Here is a 21110-nt window from a genome sequence, read left to right on the forward strand (position 1 = left end):
CCAGGAAAGGGGGCGCTGCGCGTATGTCGCAGATGAAGCAGCTGGCTCTGGATATCAGCATGGCGCCCGGCCCGACGCTTGCGCGTTTCTTCGTCGGTCCGAATGCTGCGCTGATCGATCATCTGCGCCACTGGGTGGGAGATGGTCAGCTGCAGCAGTCGCGCACGCCAGTGCCCACCTATCTCTGGGGAGAGGCCGGGTCTGGCAAGAGCCATTTGCTCAAGGCGGTGCGTGAAGCTTTGCGCGAGCAGGGTGCGATGGTGGGCTGGATGGATGCATCCACCCCATTCCCGCCCGAGTTCGACGAGCGCTGGGCGGCCGTGCTCATGGACGATGTGGATATCTACACCCCGTTCCAGCAGGCGCGAGCCTTCAACTGGTTTGTGAATGCCACCAGCCCTGCCACCGGCTTGCCGCGCTGGGTGCTGGCTGCGGGCCAGCTGCCGGTGGCCGATCTCAAGATGCGTGAGGACCTGCGTACCCGTCTTGGCTGGGGTCATGTCTATCAGCTGCATCTGCTCGACGAGTCGGCACGGCGCGCCGTGCTGCGTCAGGAGGCGGATGCGCGTGGCGTGTTTCTGAGCGACGAAGTGATGGATTACATGCTCAGGCGCTTTTCGCGCGATCTGGGTTCGCTGATGCAGCTGCTGGACATGCTGGACGGTTTTGCCCTGCGCAACAAGCGCGCCATCACCATCCCGCTGCTCAAGACCATGCTGGAAACCGAGTGAGGCCTCTGGTCACGCTCTCCGCTTTGGCCATGCCACAGCACTTTTTGTTGGATTTGCATGTCGACTTCTGAATTGGCTATCAAGCCCAGGCTGGCCCTGTTTGACCTGGACCATACGCTGCTGCCGCTGGATTCCGACCATGGCTGGGGCGAGTTCTCCATTGCCATCGGCTGGTGCGACCGCGAGGAGTTCGGGCGCCAGAACGACGCCTTTTTTGATGACTATCTGGCCGGGCGTCTGAATATCCCCGACTATGTGCGCTTTGCCACGGCTGCCGTGGTGCAGCGCGGCGAGGCTGCAGCCACGGCTGCGCATCAGCGCTTCATGGACGAAGTCATTCGCCCGGCGATCAAGCCTGCCGCCCTGGCCCTGGTCCAGCAGCACCTGGATGCGGGCGATACGGTGGTCATCACTTCGGCCACCAACGAGTTCGTGACGCGCCCCATTGCCCAGGCCTTCGGCGTGCAGCATCTGCTGGCGACCGAGCTTGAGCGTGATGGCAGCGGCTGGTTCACGGGCGAGATCGCCGGCATTCCCAACATGCGCGAGGGCAAGGTCGTGCGCATGACCGAATGGCTGGCCCGGCGCGGCCTGCGCTGGGAGGACGTGGAAGCGACCTTCTACAGCGACTCCATGAACGATGTGCCCCTGCTGGAAAAAGTGGATCACCCGGTGGCCACCAACCCCGATGCGCGCTTGCGTGCCCTGGCCGAGGAACGCGGCTGGCGCATCGTGGACCTATTTAGCGAAGCACCATGATCAAGACCATTATTGACAAGCTGCTGGGCAAGGGGCCCTCAGCCCCCCGATCGCGCAAGCCCAAGTTCGGCAAGCGCGAGGAAGTGCCGGTTCAGGTGCATGGCATCGACCCCAACCTGGTGGACCGCCGCGCCATCGATGTGGTGCAGACCCTCAAGCGCTCGGGCCACGAGGCCTATATCGTCGGTGGCGCCGTGCGCGACCTGCTGTTGGGCCTGCGCCCCAAGGACTTCGACGTGGCCACCGATGCCACGCCCGAACAGGTCAAGAACCTGTTTCGCCGCGCCTTCATCATCGGCAAGCGTTTTCGCATCGTGCACGTGGTCTATGGTCGCGGCCGGGAAAACGAAGTGATCGAGGTTTCCACCTTCCGAGCCTTTCTGGACAACAGTGCGGCCGAGCAGGTCAGCGGCAACGAACGTACCAGCAAGAATCAGCTGGCAGGCCTGAAACATGCCGTGGATGCCAGCGGTCGCGTGCTGCGCGACAACGTCTGGGGCCCGCAGGACCAGGACGCCACGCGCCGCGACTTCACCATCAACGCCATGTACTACGACCCCGAGACACAGATCGTGGTCGACTATCACGGCGGCATTGCGGACGCCAAGAAGAAGGTGCTGCGCATGATCGGCGATCCGGCCACGCGCTACCGCGAGGACCCGGTGCGCATCATCCGGGCCGTGCGCTTTGCCGCCAAGCTCAGCGGCAAGGGCTTCAAGCTCGAAGCCAAGACGGCCCAGCCCCTGGTGGCGTGCGAGCCGCTGCTGCAGGAAGTGCCGCAAAGCCGCTTGTTCGACGAAATGCTCAAGCTGCTGCAGACCGGCCACGCGCTGGCTTCTGTGGCGCAGCTCAAGGAACTGGGTCTGTCGCGCGGCATCTATCCATTGCTGGACGTGGTCATGGAGCGCGCCGACCATCCCTTCGTGCAGGCCGCGCTGATGGATACCGACCGCCGTGTAGCCGAAGGCAAGCCCGTGGCGCCCAGTTTCTTGCTGGCCTGCGTGCTGTGGCAGGACGTCAAGCAGGGGTGGGAAAAGCGTCTGGCCAAGAACTATCACCCTTTCCCTGCGCTGCAGGAGTCGATTGACGAGGTGTTCGATCAGCGTATCGGCGATGTCTCGGGGCGGGGCAAGCTGGCTGCCGACATGCGCGAGATCTGGGTCATGCAGCCGCGCTTCGACAAGCGCACCGGGGCCACGCCGCACTCCATGGTGGCGCAGCCGCGCTTCCGGGCCGGTTTTGACTTCATGCGCCTGCGTGCCGATATCGGGGAGGTCGAGGAAAGCCTGGCCAGCTGGTGGCAGGAGTTCCAGCAGGCCGATGACGCCCAGCGCGATGACCTGATCGCCCAGGCCCGCGACGAACAGCGCGCGCGCCAGCGCGCCCAGCAGCAGACGACACCCAAGGTGCATCGGGTGGTCAGGAAGAAGGCCGAAGGCGAACAGGACAGCCCGCTGGAACAGATCGCCGCGGAAGGCGATGCCGCCGCGCCCAAAAAGCGCCGTCGTCGCCGTCGCAAGCCCTCCGCTGGCGCAGCTCCTGCCGCCGGTGGCGATGAATAGACCGCCTGCCCTGGCGGCCGACACGGTGGCTGTCGGCCTCGGGGCCAATCTGGGCGATGCACGCCGGACCCTGTCCTGGGCGGTGGCGGCGCTGGCCGGACTGGCGCAGACCGAGTTGCTGGCCGTGTCCTCGCTCTACAGCAGCAAACCCATCGATTCGTCCGGGCCCGACTATCTGAATGCGGTGGCGCTGCTGCGCACCGCACAGGAGCCCCTGGATCTGCTGCATGCGCTCCAGGCGATCGAGCAGCAGGCCGGACGCGAGCGCCCCTACCGCAATGCTCCGCGTACGCTGGATCTGGATATCGAGCTGTGGGGGGCTCGGCAGTCGAACGTTCCCGAGTTGATCCTGCCCCACCCGAGGATGTGGCAGCGAGCCTTTGTGCTGCTGCCGTTGGCCGAAATCGCGCCCGGTATCGTGAGTGCCGAGCAGCTGCACTCCGTGGCTGACCAGGGCATAGAGCGCAGCCTGGTCCAGGGCTGGTGGAAGTCCTGATCAGCTGGCTTCTGATTGGATTGGCGCTTGCCCGGCAAGCGATGGATGCCTAAATCACGCATGAAAAAGCCCCGGTTGCCTGGATGACTGCCGGGGCTTTTCAATAGCGGCAGCGGCCGCTATCAGTCGACCTTGGCGCCCGACGCCTTGACGATGGGCTGGTACTTGGCGCGCTCGGCAGCCATGAACTTGTCGAATTCGGCAGGTGTCGAGCCTACGGGTTCGGCCATCAGGGCGTTGAAGCGGGTCTTGGTTTCCGGTGCGTGCAGGGCATCATTGAAAGCCTTGCTCAGCTTGTCCAGCACCGGCTTGGGGGTGCCGGCCGGGGCCACCAGTCCCCACCAGGTGTCGATGGCAAAGCCAGGGTAGGTCTTGGACAGCGCAGGCACGCCGGGCAGCAGCGGCGAGGCGTTGAGCGATGTCACCGCCAGGGCCACCAGCTTGCCGCTCTTGATATTGGGCGCGGCTGCAGCCAGATTGTCGATATTGAAGTCCACCTCGCCGGACAGCAGGGCCAGCTGGGCGGGGTTGGCTCCACGGTAGGGCACGTGCAGTGCGAAGATGCCGGCCTTTTGCTTGAGCATCTCGCCGGCCAGATGGCCTGCGGAGCCATTGCCTCCGCTGCCGTAGTTGAGCTTGCCGGGGTGGCTCTTGGCGTAGGCGATCAGGTCGGCCACGCTGTGGATCTTGAGCTGCTCGGCCTTGGCGGCATTCATCACCAGCACATTGGGCACGCGCACCATCTGGGTGATGCCGGCAAAGTCCTTGCCTGCGTCATAGGGCATCTTGGCATAGAGCCAGGGATTGACGGCATGGGTGGCTGTGGCGGCCAGGCCGATGGTCATGCCGTCAGGCTGTGCCTTGGCGATGGCATCGGCGCCGATGTTGCCTCCGGCACCGGCCTTGTTGTCGATGATGACGACCCCCAGAGAATCGCGCACCCGCTCCGCCAGTGCGCGGGAGGTGATGTCGAGCGGACCACCTGGCGCGTAGGGCACGATCAGACGGATGGGTTCTTGGGCCTGGGAGAGGGGAGAGGCCAAGGCAGCAACGGCCGCCATGACCGAGAGAAGGCTGTTTCTACGGTTCATAGACGTCTATTGTGCAAAAAATTGCAGATGCTCCGGCGGAGGCGGTTACTTGTGCAGGAAAACTGCGCGTAAACCCTGATGCGTCAAGGAATGCATCGGGCCTTTCGCAAAACAGCGCGCTTACTTGTCCGCTTCGGAAGTGAAGGCGTCGGCGTAGAACTCTTCGGCGGGCAGGGCGCGTTCGCTGGTATAAGCGGCGCGGGCAGAATCCACGACAACGGGGGCGCCGCAGGCATAGACCTGGTAGCCGGACAGGTCGGCAAAGTCGTCCAGCACAGCCTGGTGGACGAAGCCGGTGCGGCCCGTCCATGCATCTTCGGCCAGGGCATCGGAGATCACGGGCACATACCTGAAACGGGGCATGGCGGCCGTGTGCTCGGCAATCCAGCTGGCGTCGTACAGATCGCCGGGGCGGCGGCCGCCCCAGTACAGCGTGACCGGGCGGTCGATGCCCTTGTGGCGCATATGCTCGATCAGCGCCTTGATGGGGGCAAAGCCCGTGCCTGATGCCAGCAGGATGATGGGTTTGTCCGAGTCCTCGCGCAGGAAGAAGCTGCCGAACGGACCCTCCACACGCAGGATTTCCTTTTCCTTCATGCCGCCGAAGACATGGTCGGTGAACTTGCCGCCGGGCATGTGGCGGATATGCAGCTCGATGCCGGGGGTGCTCTCCTGCACATGAGGCGCGGTGGCCATGGAGTAGGCGCGGCGGGCACCGTCGCGCAGGATGAACTCCACATACTGGCCCGCGTGGTAGCGGAACTTCTCGCTGGCCGGCAATTGCAGGCGTACCTGCATCACGTCATGCGACTTCCTTTCAAGCGCGGCCACGCGCACGGGCATCTTCTTGATGGGGAAGGAGCTCGCATCCGTGACCTGGCGCGACTCCAGCACCACATTGCTGCGCGGCGTTGCGCAGCAGGTCAGCACATAGCCGCCGGCCTCCTCCTCCGCGCTCAAGGCCTTGTCCGAGTGCGTGCCGTGGCTGACATCGCCGCTGAGCTTCTTGCACTTGCAGGAGCCGCACGCACCATCCTTGCAGCCGTAAGGCAGGCCGACGCCGGTACGAATCGCAGCAGCCAGAATGGTTTCAGCGCCCTGAGTGGCAAAAGCACGTCCGCTGGGCTGGACGGTAATTTCAAACGAAGCGTTGGCAATCTCGGTCATGACGTTTTGGTTATCCTTGAAGGCGTATCCGGTAGCCTTTTTGTTGGCGCCGCTGCTGTTGCAGCAACGCCAGTGGCTCCTTAGAACTTGTACGCAGCAGGTCCCGATTTTGCCCTCAAACCAAAGCCCATTGGGCGCGCTGCCAGCGCGCTTTCGTCGTGAACGTCTATTGATCGTCGGCCATGGCGATGTGGGCCAGCGCGTGTCTCGATTGCTTGGCGCTTCGGGCCGTGGCAGGCAGGCAGTCCAGGTGCTGGCCTTGAGCCGCAACCCGGAGCGGGCCGGGTTGCTGCATGCCCAGGCCGTGAGGCCTTTGCGGGGGGATCTGGATGATCCGGCCAGCCTGCGCAGACTGGCTGGCATCGCCACGAGGGTGCTGCACCTGGCGCCGCCTGCGGCACCGGCTGCCGGGGACGAGCGCTGGTGGCTGGACACGCGCACCACGGCGCTGATGCGGGTACTGCGTCTGCGCAGCCTGCCGCGCAGTCTGGTCTACGCATCGACCTCGGGGGTTTATGGCGACTGTCGGGGAGCGTGGGTGAGCGAAACCCGATCCGTCGCGCCGACGACCGCCAGAGCCCAGCGCCGCGTGAACGCAGAACTCGCCGTGCGCTTTGCAGGGCGCTCGGGTCTGAGGGTCAGCCTGCTGCGCATTCCCGGCATCTACGCCCCTGACCGGGAGGGCGGTACGCCTCGCACCCGCCTGCAGCGGGGCACCGCCGTGCTGCGGTCCGAGGACGATGTCTATACCAACCATATTCATGCCGATGACCTGGCACGGGCCTGCCTGCTTGCGCTGTGGCGCGGCCAGCCGCAGCGCATCTATCACGCCAGCGACGACACACGGCTGAAGATGGGGGATTACTTCGATCTGGCGGCCGATCTCTACGGCCTGGCCAGGCCGCCGCGCATTTCGCGCGAGCAGGCGCAGACCGAGCTGCCCGCCAGTCTGCTGAGCTTCATGAGCGAGTCGCGGCGGCTGTCGAATCGGCGGCTCAAGCGCGAGTTGAGACTCAGGCTGCGCTATCCCACAGTGACCGAAGGCCTGCAAAGCCAGGCAGAGCAAAGCGCACTGCCGTCTCCTGATGGCGCGGGCTAGCAATGGGTTGCAGGCAGGCACCGCCGCACAATGAAGCCGTCACCCCACGGGACGGCGCAAGGCGCCTCAGGGGTTACGGTATCGGATGAACGCCGCCACGGTTGTCATAGCAGCGGAAGACATTGCAGTTGACAATCTTGGCGGGCGGCTGCGAGGGCGTGGGGCGTGCCGGCGGGTAGCGATTGGGATAGCCATAGCCCCACTGCGGGCGGTTGATGGCATTGGGCTGCAGCGCGCGGCTTTGCTGCAGCTGCTGGTAGGCGGCTGCGCCCAGACAGCTCATCTCCATCTGGGCCTGGGCCGCCTGGCTGCGCTCCCCCCAGGTGGCCGGGTCGGGGCTGGCTTCGGCGAGTATGGTGTTGTAGCGCTCGCGCGCCTGGCGGCAGGCGGCCGTGTTTTCCAGATTCGATCCGGCCCGCGCCTGCGCTCTCTCGGCGGCCTCGCGCTCCTTGCGCTCCTGCTCTTCACGCTGGCGGCGCTCGGCTTCGTCACGTGCCATCTGGGCCTTGCTGCGTTCCCGCGCCTGGCTGGCATTGGCGCGCTCGGCCGCAATTTCCTCGGCGCTTTGCGCCGCCTGAATCTGCGTGCTCATTTCGCCCGAGATGCAGCGGCCGTTGGTATAGGTCACCTCGCCAGTCTTGGCATCGACACAGCGCATGACCTGAGCCTGGGCCGTGCCTGCGATCAGCACCCAGCCCAGCAGCAAGCCCAGCGGCAACTTGCGCAGGATGACGGCGGGAGATAGGGGCTGTGGCATGACCGCTCCTTCAAAGGCGTTTGAGGCCTGCAAATTATGAAGCGGGAGCGAGAAAAGCAGAAGCGGTGTCGTGCCGCCACGGCGTCCGTTCAACGCCAGTCTCCGCGAGGCGGAAAGCCTTGTTGCTGACCTTCGCGCTGGCGTTGTTGCTGGCGCTGATCACGTTCGGTTTCTCGGTCTCTCTGCTGGCGATCACGCTCGCGTTGCTGCAATTGCTGTTGTTGCTCCTGCTGGCGGCGCATCTGGTCCTGATCGCGACGGTTCTGGGACTGTTGACGTTCCCATTCGCGGCGTTGCTGATCCTGCATGCGCTGCTGGTCGCGGTCGCGCTCCATCTGTCGCTGCCATTGATCGCGATCGCGCATGTTCTGGGCGCGTTCGCGCTCCAGCTCGCGCTGTCGCTCCCACTGGCGGCGCTCGCGTTCACGCCATGCCCAGTCATTGCGATCCTGTCCCTGGTACACCGGATAGGCGGGATAGGCCGGGTAGGCGGGATAGGCCGGCTGGGTGCTGTAGATGGTGGTGGAGCCATAGCTGCCGCCATAACCACCGCCATAGCCGGAGTCATATTCGCCGGGAACCGCGCAGGCCGTGCACAGCACAGCCAAAGCTCCCATGCTGGCCCAGCGCGTGGGGAGGGACATCAATGCCTGCAGGGATGGCTTCATGGCGTGTCGGATGGGGTGTAAGTGGAGACAGGTCTGTACTTTCAACGTCCGGCGGCTGTTCCAGGTTGACTTCATGATGCTAAGTGCTCATCAAATGAGAGCTTGCTTCGGCTCGTAGATGGACGATGAAGGCAGTTTGTCTTGATTTTTCAGATTGACGCCATAGTGACCCTTTTGTCAAAAGCGCAGCCACAGCCTCGCTAGAATGACTTCGTCTTGCGGTGAATCCAGGTTCACTGCAAAGCAGCGTTCTCAGGGCGGGGTGCAATTCCCCACCGGCGGTATCTGCGGCAATGCCTTGCATTGACTGCAGCAGCCCGCGAGCGCCTGCAGTCTCGCCAGAGCCTGCAGGGTCAGCAGATCTGGTGAGATGCCAGAGCCGACGGTCATAGTCCGGATGAAAGAGATCGCGCAGCACCGGTCCGTGGTGCAGCTGTCGCTGCCGCATGGGCAGGTGTTCCCGCGCACGCCCTGATTCATTGGAATTTTCTGGAAATACCACCATGAATCAGACCCCCATCTCCATGAACTTTGCCACTCACGCGACTTCCGAAGGCACGCCCTGGAAGGCTGTGGCCGGCCGCAGCCGTATTGCCATCATCAGTGCCAGCTGGCACACCGAAGTGGTCTACCAGGCCCGCGATGCCGCCCAGGCCGAGCTCCAGGCACAAGGCGTGCAGGCAGGCAATATCACGCATTTCAGCGTGCCCGGTGCCTTTGAAATCCCGCTGCTGGCCAAGAAGCTGGCACAAAGCGGTCGTTTCGACGCCGTGATCGCCACGGCTCTGATCGTCAACGGCGGCATCTATCGCCATGAGTTCGTGACCACGGCCGTGATCGACGCTCTGATGCGCGTGCAGATGGACGCCGAAGTGCCGGTGTTCTCCGCCGTGCTGACGCCGCGCGACTTTCACGAACATGGCGACCATGTGGAGTTCTTCCGTCAGCACTTCGTGAAGAAGGGTGTGGAAGTGGCCCATGCCTGCCTGAGCACGCTGGACCAGCATGCCAGGGTGGATGCACTGCTGCAGGCCAAGGCGGCCTGAGCGGACAGCCCCTGATGAAAACGCCCCAGTCTGGGGCGTTCTTCTTTGGTGCTGCTGCCATTTCGAGAGCAGGGTTCTGGAGCGGGTTTCCCCAGCACAGCCCGACGCACTTGCCGATCCCGGAAAACACTGATTGTTGTGCCGGTGTAGCACTCGCTGCACCTATGTGATTGCCTCATTGCCAATTGCCAGTCGCGGGGCATAAGGTTGCGTCTTGTCTCAACCGAGTGGAGTGCGCAATGAAGAATTTTGGCAAGTTGTGTATCGCGACAGTCGTAGCGGGTATGGCCGGCGGGGTGATGGCCCAGGAGCAGGTCATCAAGATCGGCCATATCGGCCCGACCTCCGGCCCTCAGGCCCACTTCGGCAAGGACGATGAAAACGGCGTGCGCATGGCCATCGAGGACTTGAACGCCAAGGGCATGGAAATCGGCGGCAAGAAGGTCAAGTTCGTACTGGTGGCCGAAGACGATGTGGCCGATCCCAAGCAGGGCACTGCAGCGTCGCAGAAGCTCTGCGACGACAAGGTGGCCGGTGCCGTGGCCTTTGTGAACTCCGGCGTGGCGATTCCGTCGTCCAAGGTCTTCCATGACTGCGGCATTCCCATGATCACCGGCGCCGCCACCAATCCCGATCTGACCAAGCCCGGCTGGAACACCACATACCGCGTGATTGCCAACGACAATGCGCTGGGCGCTGCGCTGGCCACCTATGCGGCCAAGAACCTCAAGCTCAAGAACGTGGCCGTGATCGACGATCGCACGGCTTACGGCCAGGGCCTGGCCAATGTGTTCAAGAAAGATGCCGAAAAGCAGGGCATCAAGATCGTGGCCAGCGAGTTCACCAACGACAAGGCCACGGACTTCATGGCCATTCTGACCTCGATCAAGGCCAAGAAGCCCGATGCCATTTTCTACGGCGGCATGTATGGGCAGGCTGGCCCCATGCTTCGCCAGATGGCCCAGCTGGGCATGAATGACGTCAAGATGTTCGGCGGCGACGGCATCTGCGTGACCGAGCTGGCCAAGGTGGCTGCAGGCGCCAAGCCGCTGGAGAACGTGGTCTGCGCCGACGGCGGTGCCTCGATTGCCAAGATGCCCGGCGGCACGGAGTGGAAGAAGCGCTATGACGCCAAGTATCCCGGCCAGTTCCAGGTCTACAGTCCCTATTTCTACGACGGCACCATGCTGCTGGCCGATGCCATGAAGCGTGCCAATTCATGGGACCCCAAGGTCTATATCCCCTTCCTGCAGAAGTCCGACTATTCGGGGGTGACCTCCAAGATCCAGTTCGAGAAGAACGGCGAAATGAAGAACCCCAGCTATACGCTGAGCCGCTATGTGAACGGCAACAAGACGCCCATCGACCTGAACTGATTGGCTTTTTTGCTGTCGGCTCCCGAGTGGCTGAGGCGGATGGCTGTGGGCTCGTTCGTTGCAAGCCAGGGACTCGCGCTAGTTCTGCATGCCTTGCAGCTGCGCGAAATAGTGGCGAAGGACCTCGATGGCCTCGCGCACCTTGGCAGGCAGGGTGTCGCGGCTGGCGGTGACGGCCCAGATGTCCAGCATGCCCATGTTCCAGTCGGGCAGCAGGCGCACCAGGCTGCCTGTCTCCAGGCTGGCCGCCACGTCATGGGCCGAGAGCAGTGCTAGGCCCAGACCTGCCTCGCAGAACTGCTGCACCGCGCTGCGATGGTTGCTGATCATGAGCGGGCGTACCTGCAGCCGGTACGCCTGCGCAGTACCCTGCTGGCGCCACAGGAAATCGGTCTGGGCATCGTCGCTGCGGCTCATCTCCAGCCAGGGCAGCTGTGCCAGCTCGCTAGGGTGTCGAGGCGTGCTGCCGTGGGCCTTGATCCAATCCGGCGAGGCGCAGAGCACGGTGGCGCTGCGCCCCAGATGGCGGGCCACCCAGCTGGAGTCCTGCAGGCTGCCGAACCGCAGCGCCAGATCCACGCGCGCCTGGATCAGGTCTATGGGGGCGTCATCCATCAGCAGGCGCAGTCGCAGCCCGGGGTGCATGGCCAGCCACTGGCCCAGCGCCGGGGCGGCATGCTGGGTGAAGCCCGCCGGGGCTGCCAGACGCAGCTCACCGCTGGGTTGCTGATGCTCGGCGGCCAGTTCGGCACGTGCACGGCTGGCGGCTTCGCACATGGCGGCGCACTGGATATAGAAGCGCTGGCCGGCATCGGTCAGCGCCAGCTGACGCGTGGAGCGGTGCAGCAGTGTCAGGCCTGCTTCCTGCTCCAGCTGACGGATGTGCTGGCTGACCGCCGAGGGCGACATGTCGAGCTGGCGGGCGGCCGCGCTCATGCTGCCGCGTTCCACTACGGCGGCAAAAATGGCCATGCGTCTGAGATCTTCCATGGGACTATTTTGAAGTGCTACTTAAAGGTCATGGTGGATTGAAGGGGTTTTTCTCGCCACCGAGGCCGATTAATCTTTAGTCCTGTTGAAGATACAAGGAGTTTTTCCATGAAAGTTGCATTGATTGGCGCCACGGGTTTTGTCGGTGCGGGATTGCTGGATGAGTTGCTGCGTCGCGGTCATGAAGTCGTGGCCCTGGTACGCAAGCCCGAGGCCGCTGCGGCGCGCGAACATGTGCAGTTCGTCAAGGCCGATGTGCTCAACGCCGACGAGGTGCAGCGCGCCGTGGCCGGCTGCGATGCCGTGGTCAGCGCCTATAACGCGGGCTGGAACAATCCCAATATCTATGACGATTTCATGCAGGGCTCGCGCGCCATCGTACGAGGCGTCAAGGCTGCGGGCATCCGCCGTTATCTGGTCGTGGGCGGGGCCGGCAGCCTGTATGTGAACGGGCAACAGCTCGTGGATTCGCCAGACTTTCCGGCCTTCATCAAGCCCGGTGCCTCTGCGGCGCGCGACATGTTTGCCGAGCTGCAAAAGGAAGTCGCTCTGGACTGGACCATGCTGAGCCCGGCCGTGGGCTTTCATGGCGGCTCGGCTGCGCAATCCAGGGGCCGCACTGCCGAGTACCGCACGGGTAAGGACGAGCCGTTGATGCAGGCTGACGGTCAGCCCGGCGATATTTCGGTGCAGGACCTTGCGGTGGCATTGATCGATGCCCTGGAGAGCGGGGAACACGTGAAAGCCCGGTTCACCGTCGCGTACTGATCAGTCCTGTCGTCGCCCAGTCCGACCCCATTGATTGATGGGGCAAGGCCGGGCTGTCTGTCTGCTGTCATGCTGCAAGCGCACAATTTCGGGTTTTGCGGCCCTAGAAGCCGGCACGCCTTTATTGCATGACAGAAACCTTGACTGCCCCTATCGAATCGACCCGATCTCCCACCCAGGCCTGGCTCAGCGTGATTGCGCTGGCGCTGGGGGCTTTTGTTTTCAATACCAGCGAGTTCGTGCCGGTCGGCCTGCTCAGCAGCATTGGCGCCAGCTTTGACATGCAGGTCGAGCAGGTGGGGTTGATGCTCACCATCTATGCCTGGGTGGTGGCGCTGGCCTCGTTACCCTTCATGCTGCTCACGCGCAAGGTGGAGCGGCGCAAGCTGCTGATGGGCGTGTTCGCGGTGTTCGTGCTCAGCCATCTGCTCTCGGGTGTGGCCTGGAGCTATGCGTCCCTGGTCATCAGCCGTATCGGCATTGCGCTGTCGCATGCGGTGTTCTGGTCCATCACGGCCTCGCTGGCCGTGCGGGTGGCACCTCCGGGCAGGAAGGCCATGGCATTGAGCCTGCTGGCCACGGGCACTTCCGTGGCCATGGTGCTGGGCATTCCGCTGGGCCGCATCGTGGGCGAATGGCTGGGCTGGCGCATGACGTTTCTGGCCATTGGCGCGGTGGCTGCGGCGGTGATGCTGGTGCTGGGCAAGTTGTTGCCTTTGCTGCCCAGCGAGAACGCCGGCTCCCTGTCTAGTGTGCCCATGCTGTTCAGGCGTCCGGCGCTGGTGGGCATCTATGTGCTGCTGGTGGTGGTGATTACCGGGCAGTTCACGGCCTATAGCTATATCGAGCCCTTTGTGCAGGACATCGCCGGCCATGCCGGCGATGTCACCACGGCGGTGCTGCTGCTGTATGGCGGCATGGGCATCGTGGGCAGCGTGCTGTTCGGCTGGTTCGGCCTGCGCTTTCCGCGCGGCTTTCTGCTGGCTTCCATTGGCGTGCTGGCCGTGAGCCTGCTGCTGCTGCTCATGAGCAGCCCCCATGTCTGGAGTCTTTATCTTCAAAGCTCGGTCTGGGGCATTGCCATGATCTGCTTTGCGCTGTCGATGCAGTCCAAGGTGCTGAATCTGGCGCCCGATGCCACCGATGTGGCCATGTCCATGTTCTCGGGCATTTTCAATATCGGCATTGGCGGTGGCGCGCTGCTGGGCAGCATCGTCAGCCAGCAGTGGGGCATGGCGCATATCGGCCTCGCGGGGGGGCTGCTGATCACCCTGGGGGGCGCGCTGTGCTTGTTCATGATGCTGAAGCTGGCCGACAGCTTCCGCGTCCTGCCGGCCAGGCAGGGCGGCTGACGCCCTGGCACTCAGTCCTGCGTCCAGAACCCGAGGTGCGGGGCGGCAGCCTCGTCTTCCAGCAGGGGGCCCAGCACTTGTACAGGGCGCTGTCCGCGTGCAAATACCTCGCGGCAGGGCAGGGAGAAGGTCGGGTTCTCGGGATGGTCGCCGGTCAGCGCCAGCAGCGAGTGCTCGGACAGTGCATAGACCACGCGGCCTATTCCCGTCCAGTACACGGCGCCCGAGCACATGCAGCAGGGTTCGGCGCTGCTGTAGAGCGTGCATCGCGCCAGTTCCTCGGGCGTGAGCCTGCGCGCGGCCATCGCAGCAGCGGCCAGCTCCGCGTGCTGCGTGGGGTCGCCTTCGGGCGGCATGGAGTTGTTGCCGGCCTGGGCCACGATCTCGCCATGCTCGTTGGCGACCAGGGCCGCAAATGGATGGCGTCCGCGCTGCTTGGATTCTTGGGACAGGGCAATGGCAGCGCGCAGCAGCTGCAGGTCGCGCGGGTGGGTCAGAACGTTGTCGTCGGTTTGCATGGGCATGGTCTCCGTAGGGGCTTGATGCGGAAAAGGGCGGCTCAGTGCGCGGCTCCGGCTGTCGTCGGCTCCTGCTCGCAGGACTCTGTGCCGCGGTTGAGGATGAGGTTGAGCAGCACGGCTGCAATTGCGCCCAGGAAGATGCCGCTGTCCAGCACCAGCCTGAGCGGGCCGCTGGCCTGGGCGAACAGAGCGGGGAAGGACATGGGCAGCACGCCCACGCTGACCGAGACGGCCACCACCAGCGCATTGCGCGTACCCTCGAAACGGACGCGCGACAGCTCCTGGATGCCGGCCACCGTGGTCATGCCGAACATGACGATGGCGCAGCCGCCCAGCACGGGGCGCGGCACCGAGGCGATCAGCGCGCCGAGCTTGGGAAACAGTCCCATCAGAATCATGATGGCGCCCGCGCTGGCCACCACATAGCGGCTCTTGATGCCAGACAGCGCAATCAATCCTGTGTTCTGCGTGAAGGCGTTGTACGGAAAGCTGTTGAACACGCCGCCGATCATGGTGGACAGACCATCGGCGCGGAAGGCATTGCCCAGCGTCTGCCGGCTTGCGGGGCGACCCACGATCTGTCCGATGGCCATGCAGTTGCCCGTGGTTTCGGCCATGATGACCAGCATGGCCAATGCCATGATCAGCGCGGGTGCCAGCCCGAACTGCGGCATGCCGAAGGCGAACGGTGGGCTGAGTTCGAACCAGGCGGCCTTGCCCACCTGGGCAAAGTCGGCCAGCCCGAAGGCTGCAGCGATGGCGGTACCCGCGACCAGGCCCAGCAGCACGGCCAGGTTGCCGAGGAAGCCGCGAAAGCGCGCATAGATGAACAACGTGATGACGATGGTGATCAGGCCCAGCAGCAGATTCGATGCGCGGCCGAAGTCATCGGCATCGGGGTTGCCTCCGCCCAGCCAGATGGCGGCGGCCGGCATCAACGAGATGCCGATGATGGTGATCAGACTGCCAATCACCACAGGCGGAAAAAAACGCAGCAGCCGGCTGGTCACCGGCGCCGCCAGCGCGGTGATGGCGCCGCCCGCGATCACCGCGCCGAACACATGGGCCAGTCCATACTCCTTGCCGATCATGATCATGGGCGCCAGCGCGATGAAAGAGCAGGCCTGCACCAGGGGCAGGCGCGCGCCGAACTTCCAGAAACCCAGGGTCTGGATCAGTGTGGCCACGCCCGAGGTCAGCAGGTTGGCATTGATGAGGATCACCACCTGCCCGGGCGTCAGCCCCAGGGCGCCTCCCAGAATCAGGGGGACGGCGACGGCACCCGCATAGAGCACCAGCACATGCTGCAGGCCGTAGCCGGCCATTTGCGGCAGCGGCAGGATCTGATCGACTGGATGGTCGGCGGAAGATGGGTTCATGGCAGGAGCCTCCTTGCTGGACCCATCCCTCTGTGCGGGGACGGTGCAGGCATGATCAATCGGAAAATTGAACAAAACAAGTTTGTATCCATCGTGAAATCCGATGGAAAATGCGATGCATGCGCTACACCCTGGATCAGCTCGAAATCTTCTCCACCGTGGTGTCTGCGGGGTCGTTCTCGGCAGCGGCTCGTCAGCTGCGGCGGCCCCAATCGACGGTCAGCTCCGCCATTGCCAACCTGGAGGTGGACCTGGGCCTGGAGCTGTTCGACCGCAGTACCAAGATTCCCACGCTGACGGATGCGGGCCGGGGTCTGCTGCGCGAGGTGTCGGAGGTGCTGGACCGCTGCCTGGACCTGGAGCATCACGCCCACAGCCTGAACCAGGGAGTGGAGCCATCGCTCACGCTGGCCATCGAGATTCCCTACGACGCGATTACCCGGCCGCTGACCGCATTCGCCCAGGCCTTTGCGTTCGTCGATGTGGAGATACGCCATCCCCTGGACGGAGATGTGAGCGTGCTGCTGCGCCAGGGGCAGGCCCAGCTCGGCGTGGCCTTCTCGCAGCCCAACTACCCGCGCGAGCTGGGCTTTGTGCAGATGGGCAAGCTGGTCATGTCGCATGTGGCAGCCAGCAGTCATCCGCTCGCGGGCCGCAAAAGCGTCAGTTTTGCCGAGCTGCATCGTCACCGGCGCCTGGCCTTCAGTGCCCATAGCGAAGGGCTGCCCAGCACCGAGTATCTGCACACGCCGCGTCGCTGGCGTGCCGAAAGCTATCTGGCCCTGCTGGAGATGACGCGTGCCGGCCTGGGCTGGGCCACGTTGCCGCGCCGTCTGGTGCTGTCCGAGCTGGAGCGCGGTGAACTGGTGGAGTTGCGGCTCGAGGCCTATCCGCACACCGACTGGCTGGTGGGGGTGGATTTGCTCTGGAACAAGTCGGTGCCCTTGGGCCGGGCCGCACGCTGGCTGCGCGACGAGCTCGCGCGCAGCCGGATCACCGAGCGTGACAGCGCAGGTCATCCCACCACGTTCTAGGCCACAGGGCGGAGGGGGGCGGGATGGGCACAGACGCGGGCGATCCCCCGAAGGAGCAGGGGACCCTTGATCTGCAGCAGGAGAAAGCCCGTGGAGTCCTGCGCTCTTGGCCGGCGTGCGGCGGCTTTCCCGGCACGTCACGCTCGGGTGCGGCATGTCGGCAACTGCATCGGGGCGATGTGCCGTGATGGCTTGCGACACCCGGGAGGGGCCCGCTATGGCGTTTGAAGTCCAGTTTTTGTATACAAAACTGGCCTGACTCTTGCATGGGTGGTTTGTCTCAAACTTTTTTAGAGAGGAAACCATCCATGAAAGCGTTTGCCGCTACCTTCACCACCATCGCCCTGGCCGCAGCCAGCCTGTCGGTCCAGGCCCAGAGTTCCGTGCAGCTCACCGGCACCGTCGACAGCTATGCAGGCTCCATGAAGATGGCAGGCCAGCAGCGTGTGGCCTCGGTCGGCTCCGGCGGTCTGACCACTTCCTGGTGGGGCGTGAAAGGCGTGGAGGATCTGGGCGGCGGCCTCAAGGCCGACTTCAATATCACCGGCTTTTTTCGGGCCGATACCGGCACCCCCGGTCGTTTTGACGCCGACCCCTTTTTCTCGCGTGATGCCAATGTGGGTCTGGCCGGCAGCTTTGGCCGTGTCAGCCTGGGTCGAGGTCTTGCACCGAACTTTCTGCCCACGGTGCTGACCAATCCCTTCGGCGATTCCTTCACGGTCTCGCCACTGGTGCTGCATGCCAATATGACAACCGCTGCCTGGGGAGCGGACAGCCTGACCACAGCCTCGAACACCGGCTGGAGCAACCAGGTGCTGTACTCCACGCCCAGTTTCGGCGGCCTCAAGGCCAATGTGCATTACCAGTTCGGCGAGCAGACCAGCAGCGGCAACAAGGGCAAGAAGAATGTGGGTCTGAACCTGATGTACTCGGGCGGACCGCTGAGCCTGACCGCGTTCTACGAGCGTGCGCAGATCAGCAACCCGGTATCGCTGGCAGTGATGCCGACCAAGAGCAACTGGATGGTCGGCGGCAGCTATGACTTCAGCGTGGCCAAGCTCTATGCCACTTATGGTCAGGCCAGGATCGGCGCCCAGGACCGCGAGAACACCACCTACTCCCTGGGTCTGGACATTCCCGTCAGTGGAACGCCTGGAACCTTCAAGGCCGCAGCCGCGCGTACCAAGTCTGAAGTGGGCAATGTCAGCGGCACACGTACCACCGTCAGCCTGGGCTACGACCATTTCCTGTCCAAGCGTACCGATGTCTATGCCGTGGCCATGTATGACCGCGTGAGCATGGACATTCCCAACAAGTCCGGCACCAGCGCCCTGGTCGGTATCCGTCATCGTTTCTGAGGACAGGCATTGCCTTGCACCAGTTGCATGCATGAGCACCTGGCTTGTGCATGCGGTGGTGCAAAGAAAAAGTCCCTGCCGGCTTTCGCCGACGGGGACTTTTTTCATGCGCTGAAGACGCTTACTCGTCCATCTTCAGATTCTGCTTCTGCACCACGTTCTTGTAGACGGCCAGCTCTTCGGCCATCTGCTTGGCAAAGGCTTCGGGGGTGTCGGCCATGATGATGGAGCCGCTTTCCTCGATGCGCTTTTTCACATTGGGGTCCTGGACGGCCTTGCGCACGGCCGCGTTGATCTTGGCCACGACGTCCTTGGGAAGATTCTTGGGGCCGACGATGCCGTAGTAGGCCATGCGGTTGACCTGAGGCAGGCCGATCTCCTTGAAAGTGGGCACGTCGGGCAGGGCTGCCACGCGCTGAGGGGCGGCCACGACCAGGGCCGTGAGGCGCTTTTCCTTCACGAAGGGCAGGGTGGAGGGCAGGTTGTCGAAAATCAGCGGAACCTGACCGGCCACGGTGTCGTTCAGTGCGGGGCCGGAGCCACGATAGGGCACGTGGGTCATCTCGGTCTTGGTTTCCAGCTTGAACATTTCCATCATCAGGTGGGTGATGGAGCCCAGGCCGGGTGAGGCGTAGGAGTACTTGGCGGGATGGTTCTTGATCTCGGCCAGGAAGCTCTTGTAGTCCTTGCCGGCGAAGCGGGGATTGGCCGCAATGATGTTGGGTGTGGCGGCGATGTTCACGATAGGCGTGAAGTCGGTGGCCACGTTGTAGGGGATCTTGGGGTTGATGGCCGGATTGGTCGCCGTGGTGGACACGGTGGCAATGCCCAGGTTGTAGCCATCCGGGGCGGCGCGGGCCGTTTCGGAGGCTCCGATGCTGCCGCCTCCGCCACCCTTGTTTTCCACCACCACGGACTGGCCCAGTTCGCGGCTCAGAGGCTCGGCAATGATGCGGGCGATCAGGTCGGTCGTGCCGCCGGCGGCAAAGGGCACCAGCAGTCTGATGGGCTTGTTGGGGTAATTGCTCTGCGCGTGGGCTGCGCCGCAAAGCGCGATGGCAGCCACGACGGTGGCGGTGTACTTGAACATGCTTGTCTCCTTGGTGTGATGTGTGAAAGGCAGGCACTGATCTGGGCCGTGCTCTGCCAGCGTGAAAAGGGCGTCAGATCGCGCCACGCTCCCGCATCCCTGCCAGATCGGAGGGACTGAGGCCCATCTCCTGCAGCACCTCGTCCGTATGCTGACCCAGAGCGGGCGGCGCATGGCGGTAGGTGACGGGGGTGGCGGACAGTCGCATGGGACTGGCCACGGTGGCAATGGCAGCGATACCCTTGCCCGCGTTCGATGGCAATGTCTTGCGGATGCCCCGGGCCTTGACCTGCGGGTCGTCAAAAGCCTGGGCGATGGTGTTGATCGGGCCGCAGGGCACGGCCTTGTCTTCGAGCAGTGCAATCCAGTCGGCGGTGCTGCGCAGAAGCATCTGGGGCTTCAGCAGCTCGAGCAGCGCCGCGCGGTTGCGCACGCGGGCGGTGTTGGTGGCAAAGCGCGCATCCTGGGACCAGGCGAGCTTGCCGATCGCTGCGCAAAAGCGTGCAAACTGGCCGTCATTGCCGATGGCCAGCAGCACATTGCCGTCCAGCGTGGGGAAGTCCTGGTAAGGCGCGAGGCTGGGGTGGATATTGCCGGCGCGGCCGGGCGCCTGGCCGGTGGCCAGAAAACCTGCAGCCTGATTGGCCAGCACGGCCATGCCCACATCCAGCAGCGCCATATCGATGTACTGGCCCAGGCCCGTGCCGTTTCTCGCGTTGTCGCGGGCGTTGAGCGCGGCCAGGATGGCATTGCTGGCATAGAGACCCGTGAACACGTCGATCACGGCCACACCCACCTTCAAGGGGCCGCCGCCGGGTTCTCCGTCGGCATGGCCGGTGATGCTCATCAGTCCGCACATGGCCTGCACCATGAGGTCGTAGCCCGCGCGCTCGGCATAAGGGCCGTCCTGTCCGAAGCCCGTGATGGAGCAGTACACCAGGCGCGGGTTCAGCGCCTTGAGACTGTCATAGTCCAGGCCGTACTGGGCGAGTCCGCCGGTCTTGAAATTCTCCACGACCACATCGGCCTCTTGTGCCATGCGCTGCAGCAGCGCCCGACCCTCGGGGTGTGCCATGTCCACGGTGATGCTGCGCTTGTTGCGGTTGCAGGCCGTGAAGTAGCTGGCCTCGCGCGTATCGTTGCCCGCGTCGTCCCTGAGGAACGGAGGCCCCCAGTGGCGCGTGTCGTCGCCGGCGAGAGGGCGCTCGACCTTGACCACATCGGCCCCCAGATCGGCCAGCATCTGCGTGGCCCAGGGGCCCGCCAGCACGCGCGACAGATCCAGCACCTTGATGCCTGCCAGTGCGCCGGTGGGAGAGGTGGAGCTTGCGTTCATGTCGGATGATCCCGTAAAGCGAAACAATGAAATAAATAGCTGCTTACGCTTTATTTGTCTGGGTTCTGAGCTGAAAACTATTCAAAACCCAGACAAATCAAACGGTACTAGCTCGTTAATAGATAGTGATCAGAGGGGGCGGCAACAGCAATCTTTGCCATGATCCCGAGGCCAGGGCAACGAGCAAGGGCCTGGGCCGCCCCGCCGCCCCGCAGCGAGGTTGCCGTCCCCTGCGGCGCGAAGCGCCAGCGAGGGGGAAAGAGGCGTAGCCGCTCAGAGGGCGCTATCAGTTCGCAAACGCTGCAATGCCGGTCTGGGCGCGGCCCAGAATCAGCGCATGCACATCGTGCGTGCCTTCGTAGGTGTTCACGACCTCCAGGTTCACCAGATGGCGGGCCACGCCGAACTCGTCGCTGATGCCGTTGCCGCCCAGCATGTCGCGCGCCATGCGGGCGATGTCCAGCGACTTGCCGCAGTTGTTGCGCTTGATCAGCGAGGTGATCTCGATCACGTTCTGGTGCTCGTCCTTC

At 63.9% G+C, this 21110-nt stretch carries 21 protein-coding genes and 1 riboswitch; of the genes, 11 read left to right on the forward strand and 10 right to left on the reverse strand.

Annotation, left to right across the window (positions count from 1 at the left end; all coding sequences use genetic code 11):
* Positions 1-32: 32 nt before the first annotated feature.
* Genes hda through folK form a run of 4 tightly spaced genes read left to right on the forward strand, consistent with a single transcriptional unit; the run spans position 33 to position 3548 of the window.
* Complete coding sequence (gene hda, locus E2583_RS23985; protein WP_003070849.1) at positions 33-731, forward strand: DnaA regulatory inactivator Hda; 699 nt, start codon at positions 33-35, stop codon at positions 729-731.
* 57 nt (positions 732-788) lie between these two features.
* The gene (locus E2583_RS23990; protein ID WP_291599373.1) at positions 789-1490 is read left to right on the forward strand and encodes an HAD family phosphatase; all 702 of its coding nucleotides are present in this window, start codon (positions 789-791) and stop codon (positions 1488-1490) included.
* The gene (gene pcnB / locus E2583_RS23995; protein ID WP_291599374.1) at positions 1487-3052 is read left to right on the forward strand and encodes a polynucleotide adenylyltransferase PcnB; all 1566 of its coding nucleotides are present in this window, start codon (positions 1487-1489) and stop codon (positions 3050-3052) included. The genes E2583_RS23990 and pcnB overlap by 4 nt, the downstream gene beginning before the upstream one ends.
* Positions 3045-3548 (forward strand): 2-amino-4-hydroxy-6-hydroxymethyldihydropteridine diphosphokinase, encoded by a 504-nt coding sequence (gene folK / locus E2583_RS24000; protein WP_291599375.1) that lies wholly within the window; start codon positions 3045-3047, stop codon positions 3546-3548. Before pcnB ends, folK begins: the two co-directional genes overlap by 8 nt.
* Positions 3549-3670: 122 nt before the next feature.
* Here the strand turns inward: folK and E2583_RS24005 are convergent, their stop codons facing one another.
* Together E2583_RS24005 and E2583_RS24010 are read right to left on the reverse strand one after the other, a co-directional pair.
* Complete coding sequence (locus tag E2583_RS24005) at positions 3671-4639, reverse strand: tripartite tricarboxylate transporter substrate binding protein (protein ID WP_291599376.1); 969 nt, start codon at positions 4637-4639, stop codon at positions 3671-3673.
* Positions 4640-4759: 120 nt separating this feature from the next.
* Entirely contained in the window at positions 4760-5806 is a 1047-nt protein-coding gene (locus E2583_RS24010) for a CDP-6-deoxy-delta-3,4-glucoseen reductase (protein ID WP_291599378.1), read from the reverse strand.
* A gap of 109 nt (positions 5807-5915) precedes the next feature.
* On the opposite strand from E2583_RS24010, the gene E2583_RS24015 reads away from it, so the two are divergent.
* Positions 5916-6905: an NAD-dependent epimerase/dehydratase family protein gene (locus tag E2583_RS24015; protein WP_291599379.1), complete on the forward strand. Its 990-nt coding sequence runs from the start codon at positions 5916-5918 to the stop codon at positions 6903-6905.
* A 73-nt stretch (positions 6906-6978) separates the two neighbouring features.
* Here E2583_RS24015 and E2583_RS24020 read toward each other — a convergent pair whose 3' ends face one another.
* A complete protein-coding gene (locus E2583_RS24020) occupies positions 6979-7662 on the reverse strand; it encodes a DUF4124 domain-containing protein (RefSeq protein ID WP_291599382.1) in 684 nt (227 codons plus the stop codon).
* Between the two features lie 89 nt (positions 7663-7751).
* Positions 7752-8330 carry a hypothetical protein gene (locus tag E2583_RS24025; protein WP_291599383.1) on the reverse strand — a complete coding sequence of 193 codons (579 nt, stop codon included), beginning with the start codon at positions 8328-8330 and terminating at the stop codon, positions 7752-7754.
* Between the two features lie 244 nt (positions 8331-8574).
* Positions 8575-8743, forward strand: a riboswitch (FMN riboswitch).
* Between the two features lie 90 nt (positions 8744-8833).
* Between E2583_RS24025 and E2583_RS24030 the strand changes: the two genes are divergently transcribed.
* Complete coding sequence (locus tag E2583_RS24030) at positions 8834-9376, forward strand: 6,7-dimethyl-8-ribityllumazine synthase (protein ID WP_291599385.1); 543 nt, start codon at positions 8834-8836, stop codon at positions 9374-9376.
* A 239-nt stretch (positions 9377-9615) separates the two neighbouring features.
* Positions 9616-10752: a branched-chain amino acid ABC transporter substrate-binding protein gene (locus E2583_RS24035; RefSeq protein WP_291599387.1), complete on the forward strand. Its 1137-nt coding sequence runs from the start codon at positions 9616-9618 to the stop codon at positions 10750-10752.
* A 78-nt stretch (positions 10753-10830) separates the two neighbouring features.
* On the opposite strand, the gene E2583_RS24040 is transcribed toward E2583_RS24035, so the two are convergent.
* On the reverse strand, positions 10831-11742 hold the full coding sequence (locus tag E2583_RS24040; protein WP_291599388.1) for a LysR family transcriptional regulator: 912 nt from the start codon (positions 11740-11742) through the stop codon (positions 10831-10833).
* A 108-nt stretch (positions 11743-11850) separates the two neighbouring features.
* On the opposite strand from E2583_RS24040, the gene E2583_RS24045 reads away from it, so the two are divergent.
* The gene (locus E2583_RS24045; RefSeq protein WP_291599390.1) at positions 11851-12510 is read left to right on the forward strand and encodes an NAD(P)-dependent oxidoreductase; all 660 of its coding nucleotides are present in this window, start codon (positions 11851-11853) and stop codon (positions 12508-12510) included.
* A 128-nt stretch (positions 12511-12638) separates the two neighbouring features.
* A complete protein-coding gene (locus tag E2583_RS24050; RefSeq protein WP_291599391.1) occupies positions 12639-13862 on the forward strand; it encodes a sugar transporter in 1224 nt (407 codons plus the stop codon).
* An 11-nt stretch (positions 13863-13873) separates the two neighbouring features.
* Here E2583_RS24050 and E2583_RS24055 read toward each other — a convergent pair whose 3' ends face one another.
* Complete coding sequence (locus tag E2583_RS24055; protein WP_291599392.1) at positions 13874-14380, reverse strand: nucleoside deaminase; 507 nt, start codon at positions 14378-14380, stop codon at positions 13874-13876.
* A 41-nt stretch (positions 14381-14421) separates the two neighbouring features.
* Positions 14422-15762 carry a nucleobase:cation symporter-2 family protein gene (locus E2583_RS24060; protein WP_291599394.1) on the reverse strand — a complete coding sequence of 447 codons (1341 nt, stop codon included), beginning with the start codon at positions 15760-15762 and terminating at the stop codon, positions 14422-14424.
* Positions 15763-15881: 119 nt separating this feature from the next.
* Here E2583_RS24060 and E2583_RS24065 point away from each other — a divergent pair, with 119 nt between their 5' ends.
* On the forward strand, positions 15882-16796 hold the full coding sequence (locus E2583_RS24065) for a LysR family transcriptional regulator (RefSeq protein ID WP_291599396.1): 915 nt from the start codon (positions 15882-15884) through the stop codon (positions 16794-16796).
* A 308-nt stretch (positions 16797-17104) separates the two neighbouring features.
* Positions 17105-18154, forward strand: coding sequence for a porin (locus tag E2583_RS24070; RefSeq protein WP_291599398.1), 1050 nt, complete (start codon positions 17105-17107; stop codon positions 18152-18154).
* A gap of 121 nt (positions 18155-18275) precedes the next feature.
* Here E2583_RS24070 and E2583_RS24075 read toward each other — a convergent pair whose 3' ends face one another.
* The 3 genes from E2583_RS24075 to E2583_RS24085 form a co-directional block, all read right to left on the reverse strand.
* On the reverse strand, positions 18276-19244 hold the full coding sequence (locus tag E2583_RS24075) for a tripartite tricarboxylate transporter substrate binding protein BugE (protein ID WP_291599400.1): 969 nt from the start codon (positions 19242-19244) through the stop codon (positions 18276-18278).
* A gap of 73 nt (positions 19245-19317) precedes the next feature.
* Entirely contained in the window at positions 19318-20580 is a 1263-nt protein-coding gene (locus E2583_RS24080) for a CaiB/BaiF CoA-transferase family protein (RefSeq protein ID WP_291599402.1), read from the reverse strand.
* Positions 20581-20866: 286 nt separating this feature from the next.
* The coding region (locus E2583_RS24085) for an acyl-CoA dehydrogenase family protein (protein ID WP_291599404.1) at positions 20867-21110 on the reverse strand (244 nt) is incomplete at its 5' end.

Origin of the sequence: Comamonas sp. (genome assembly GCF_009360615.1) — a bacterium.
In the GTDB taxonomy this organism is placed as follows: domain Bacteria; phylum Pseudomonadota; class Gammaproteobacteria; order Burkholderiales; family Burkholderiaceae_C; genus Comamonas.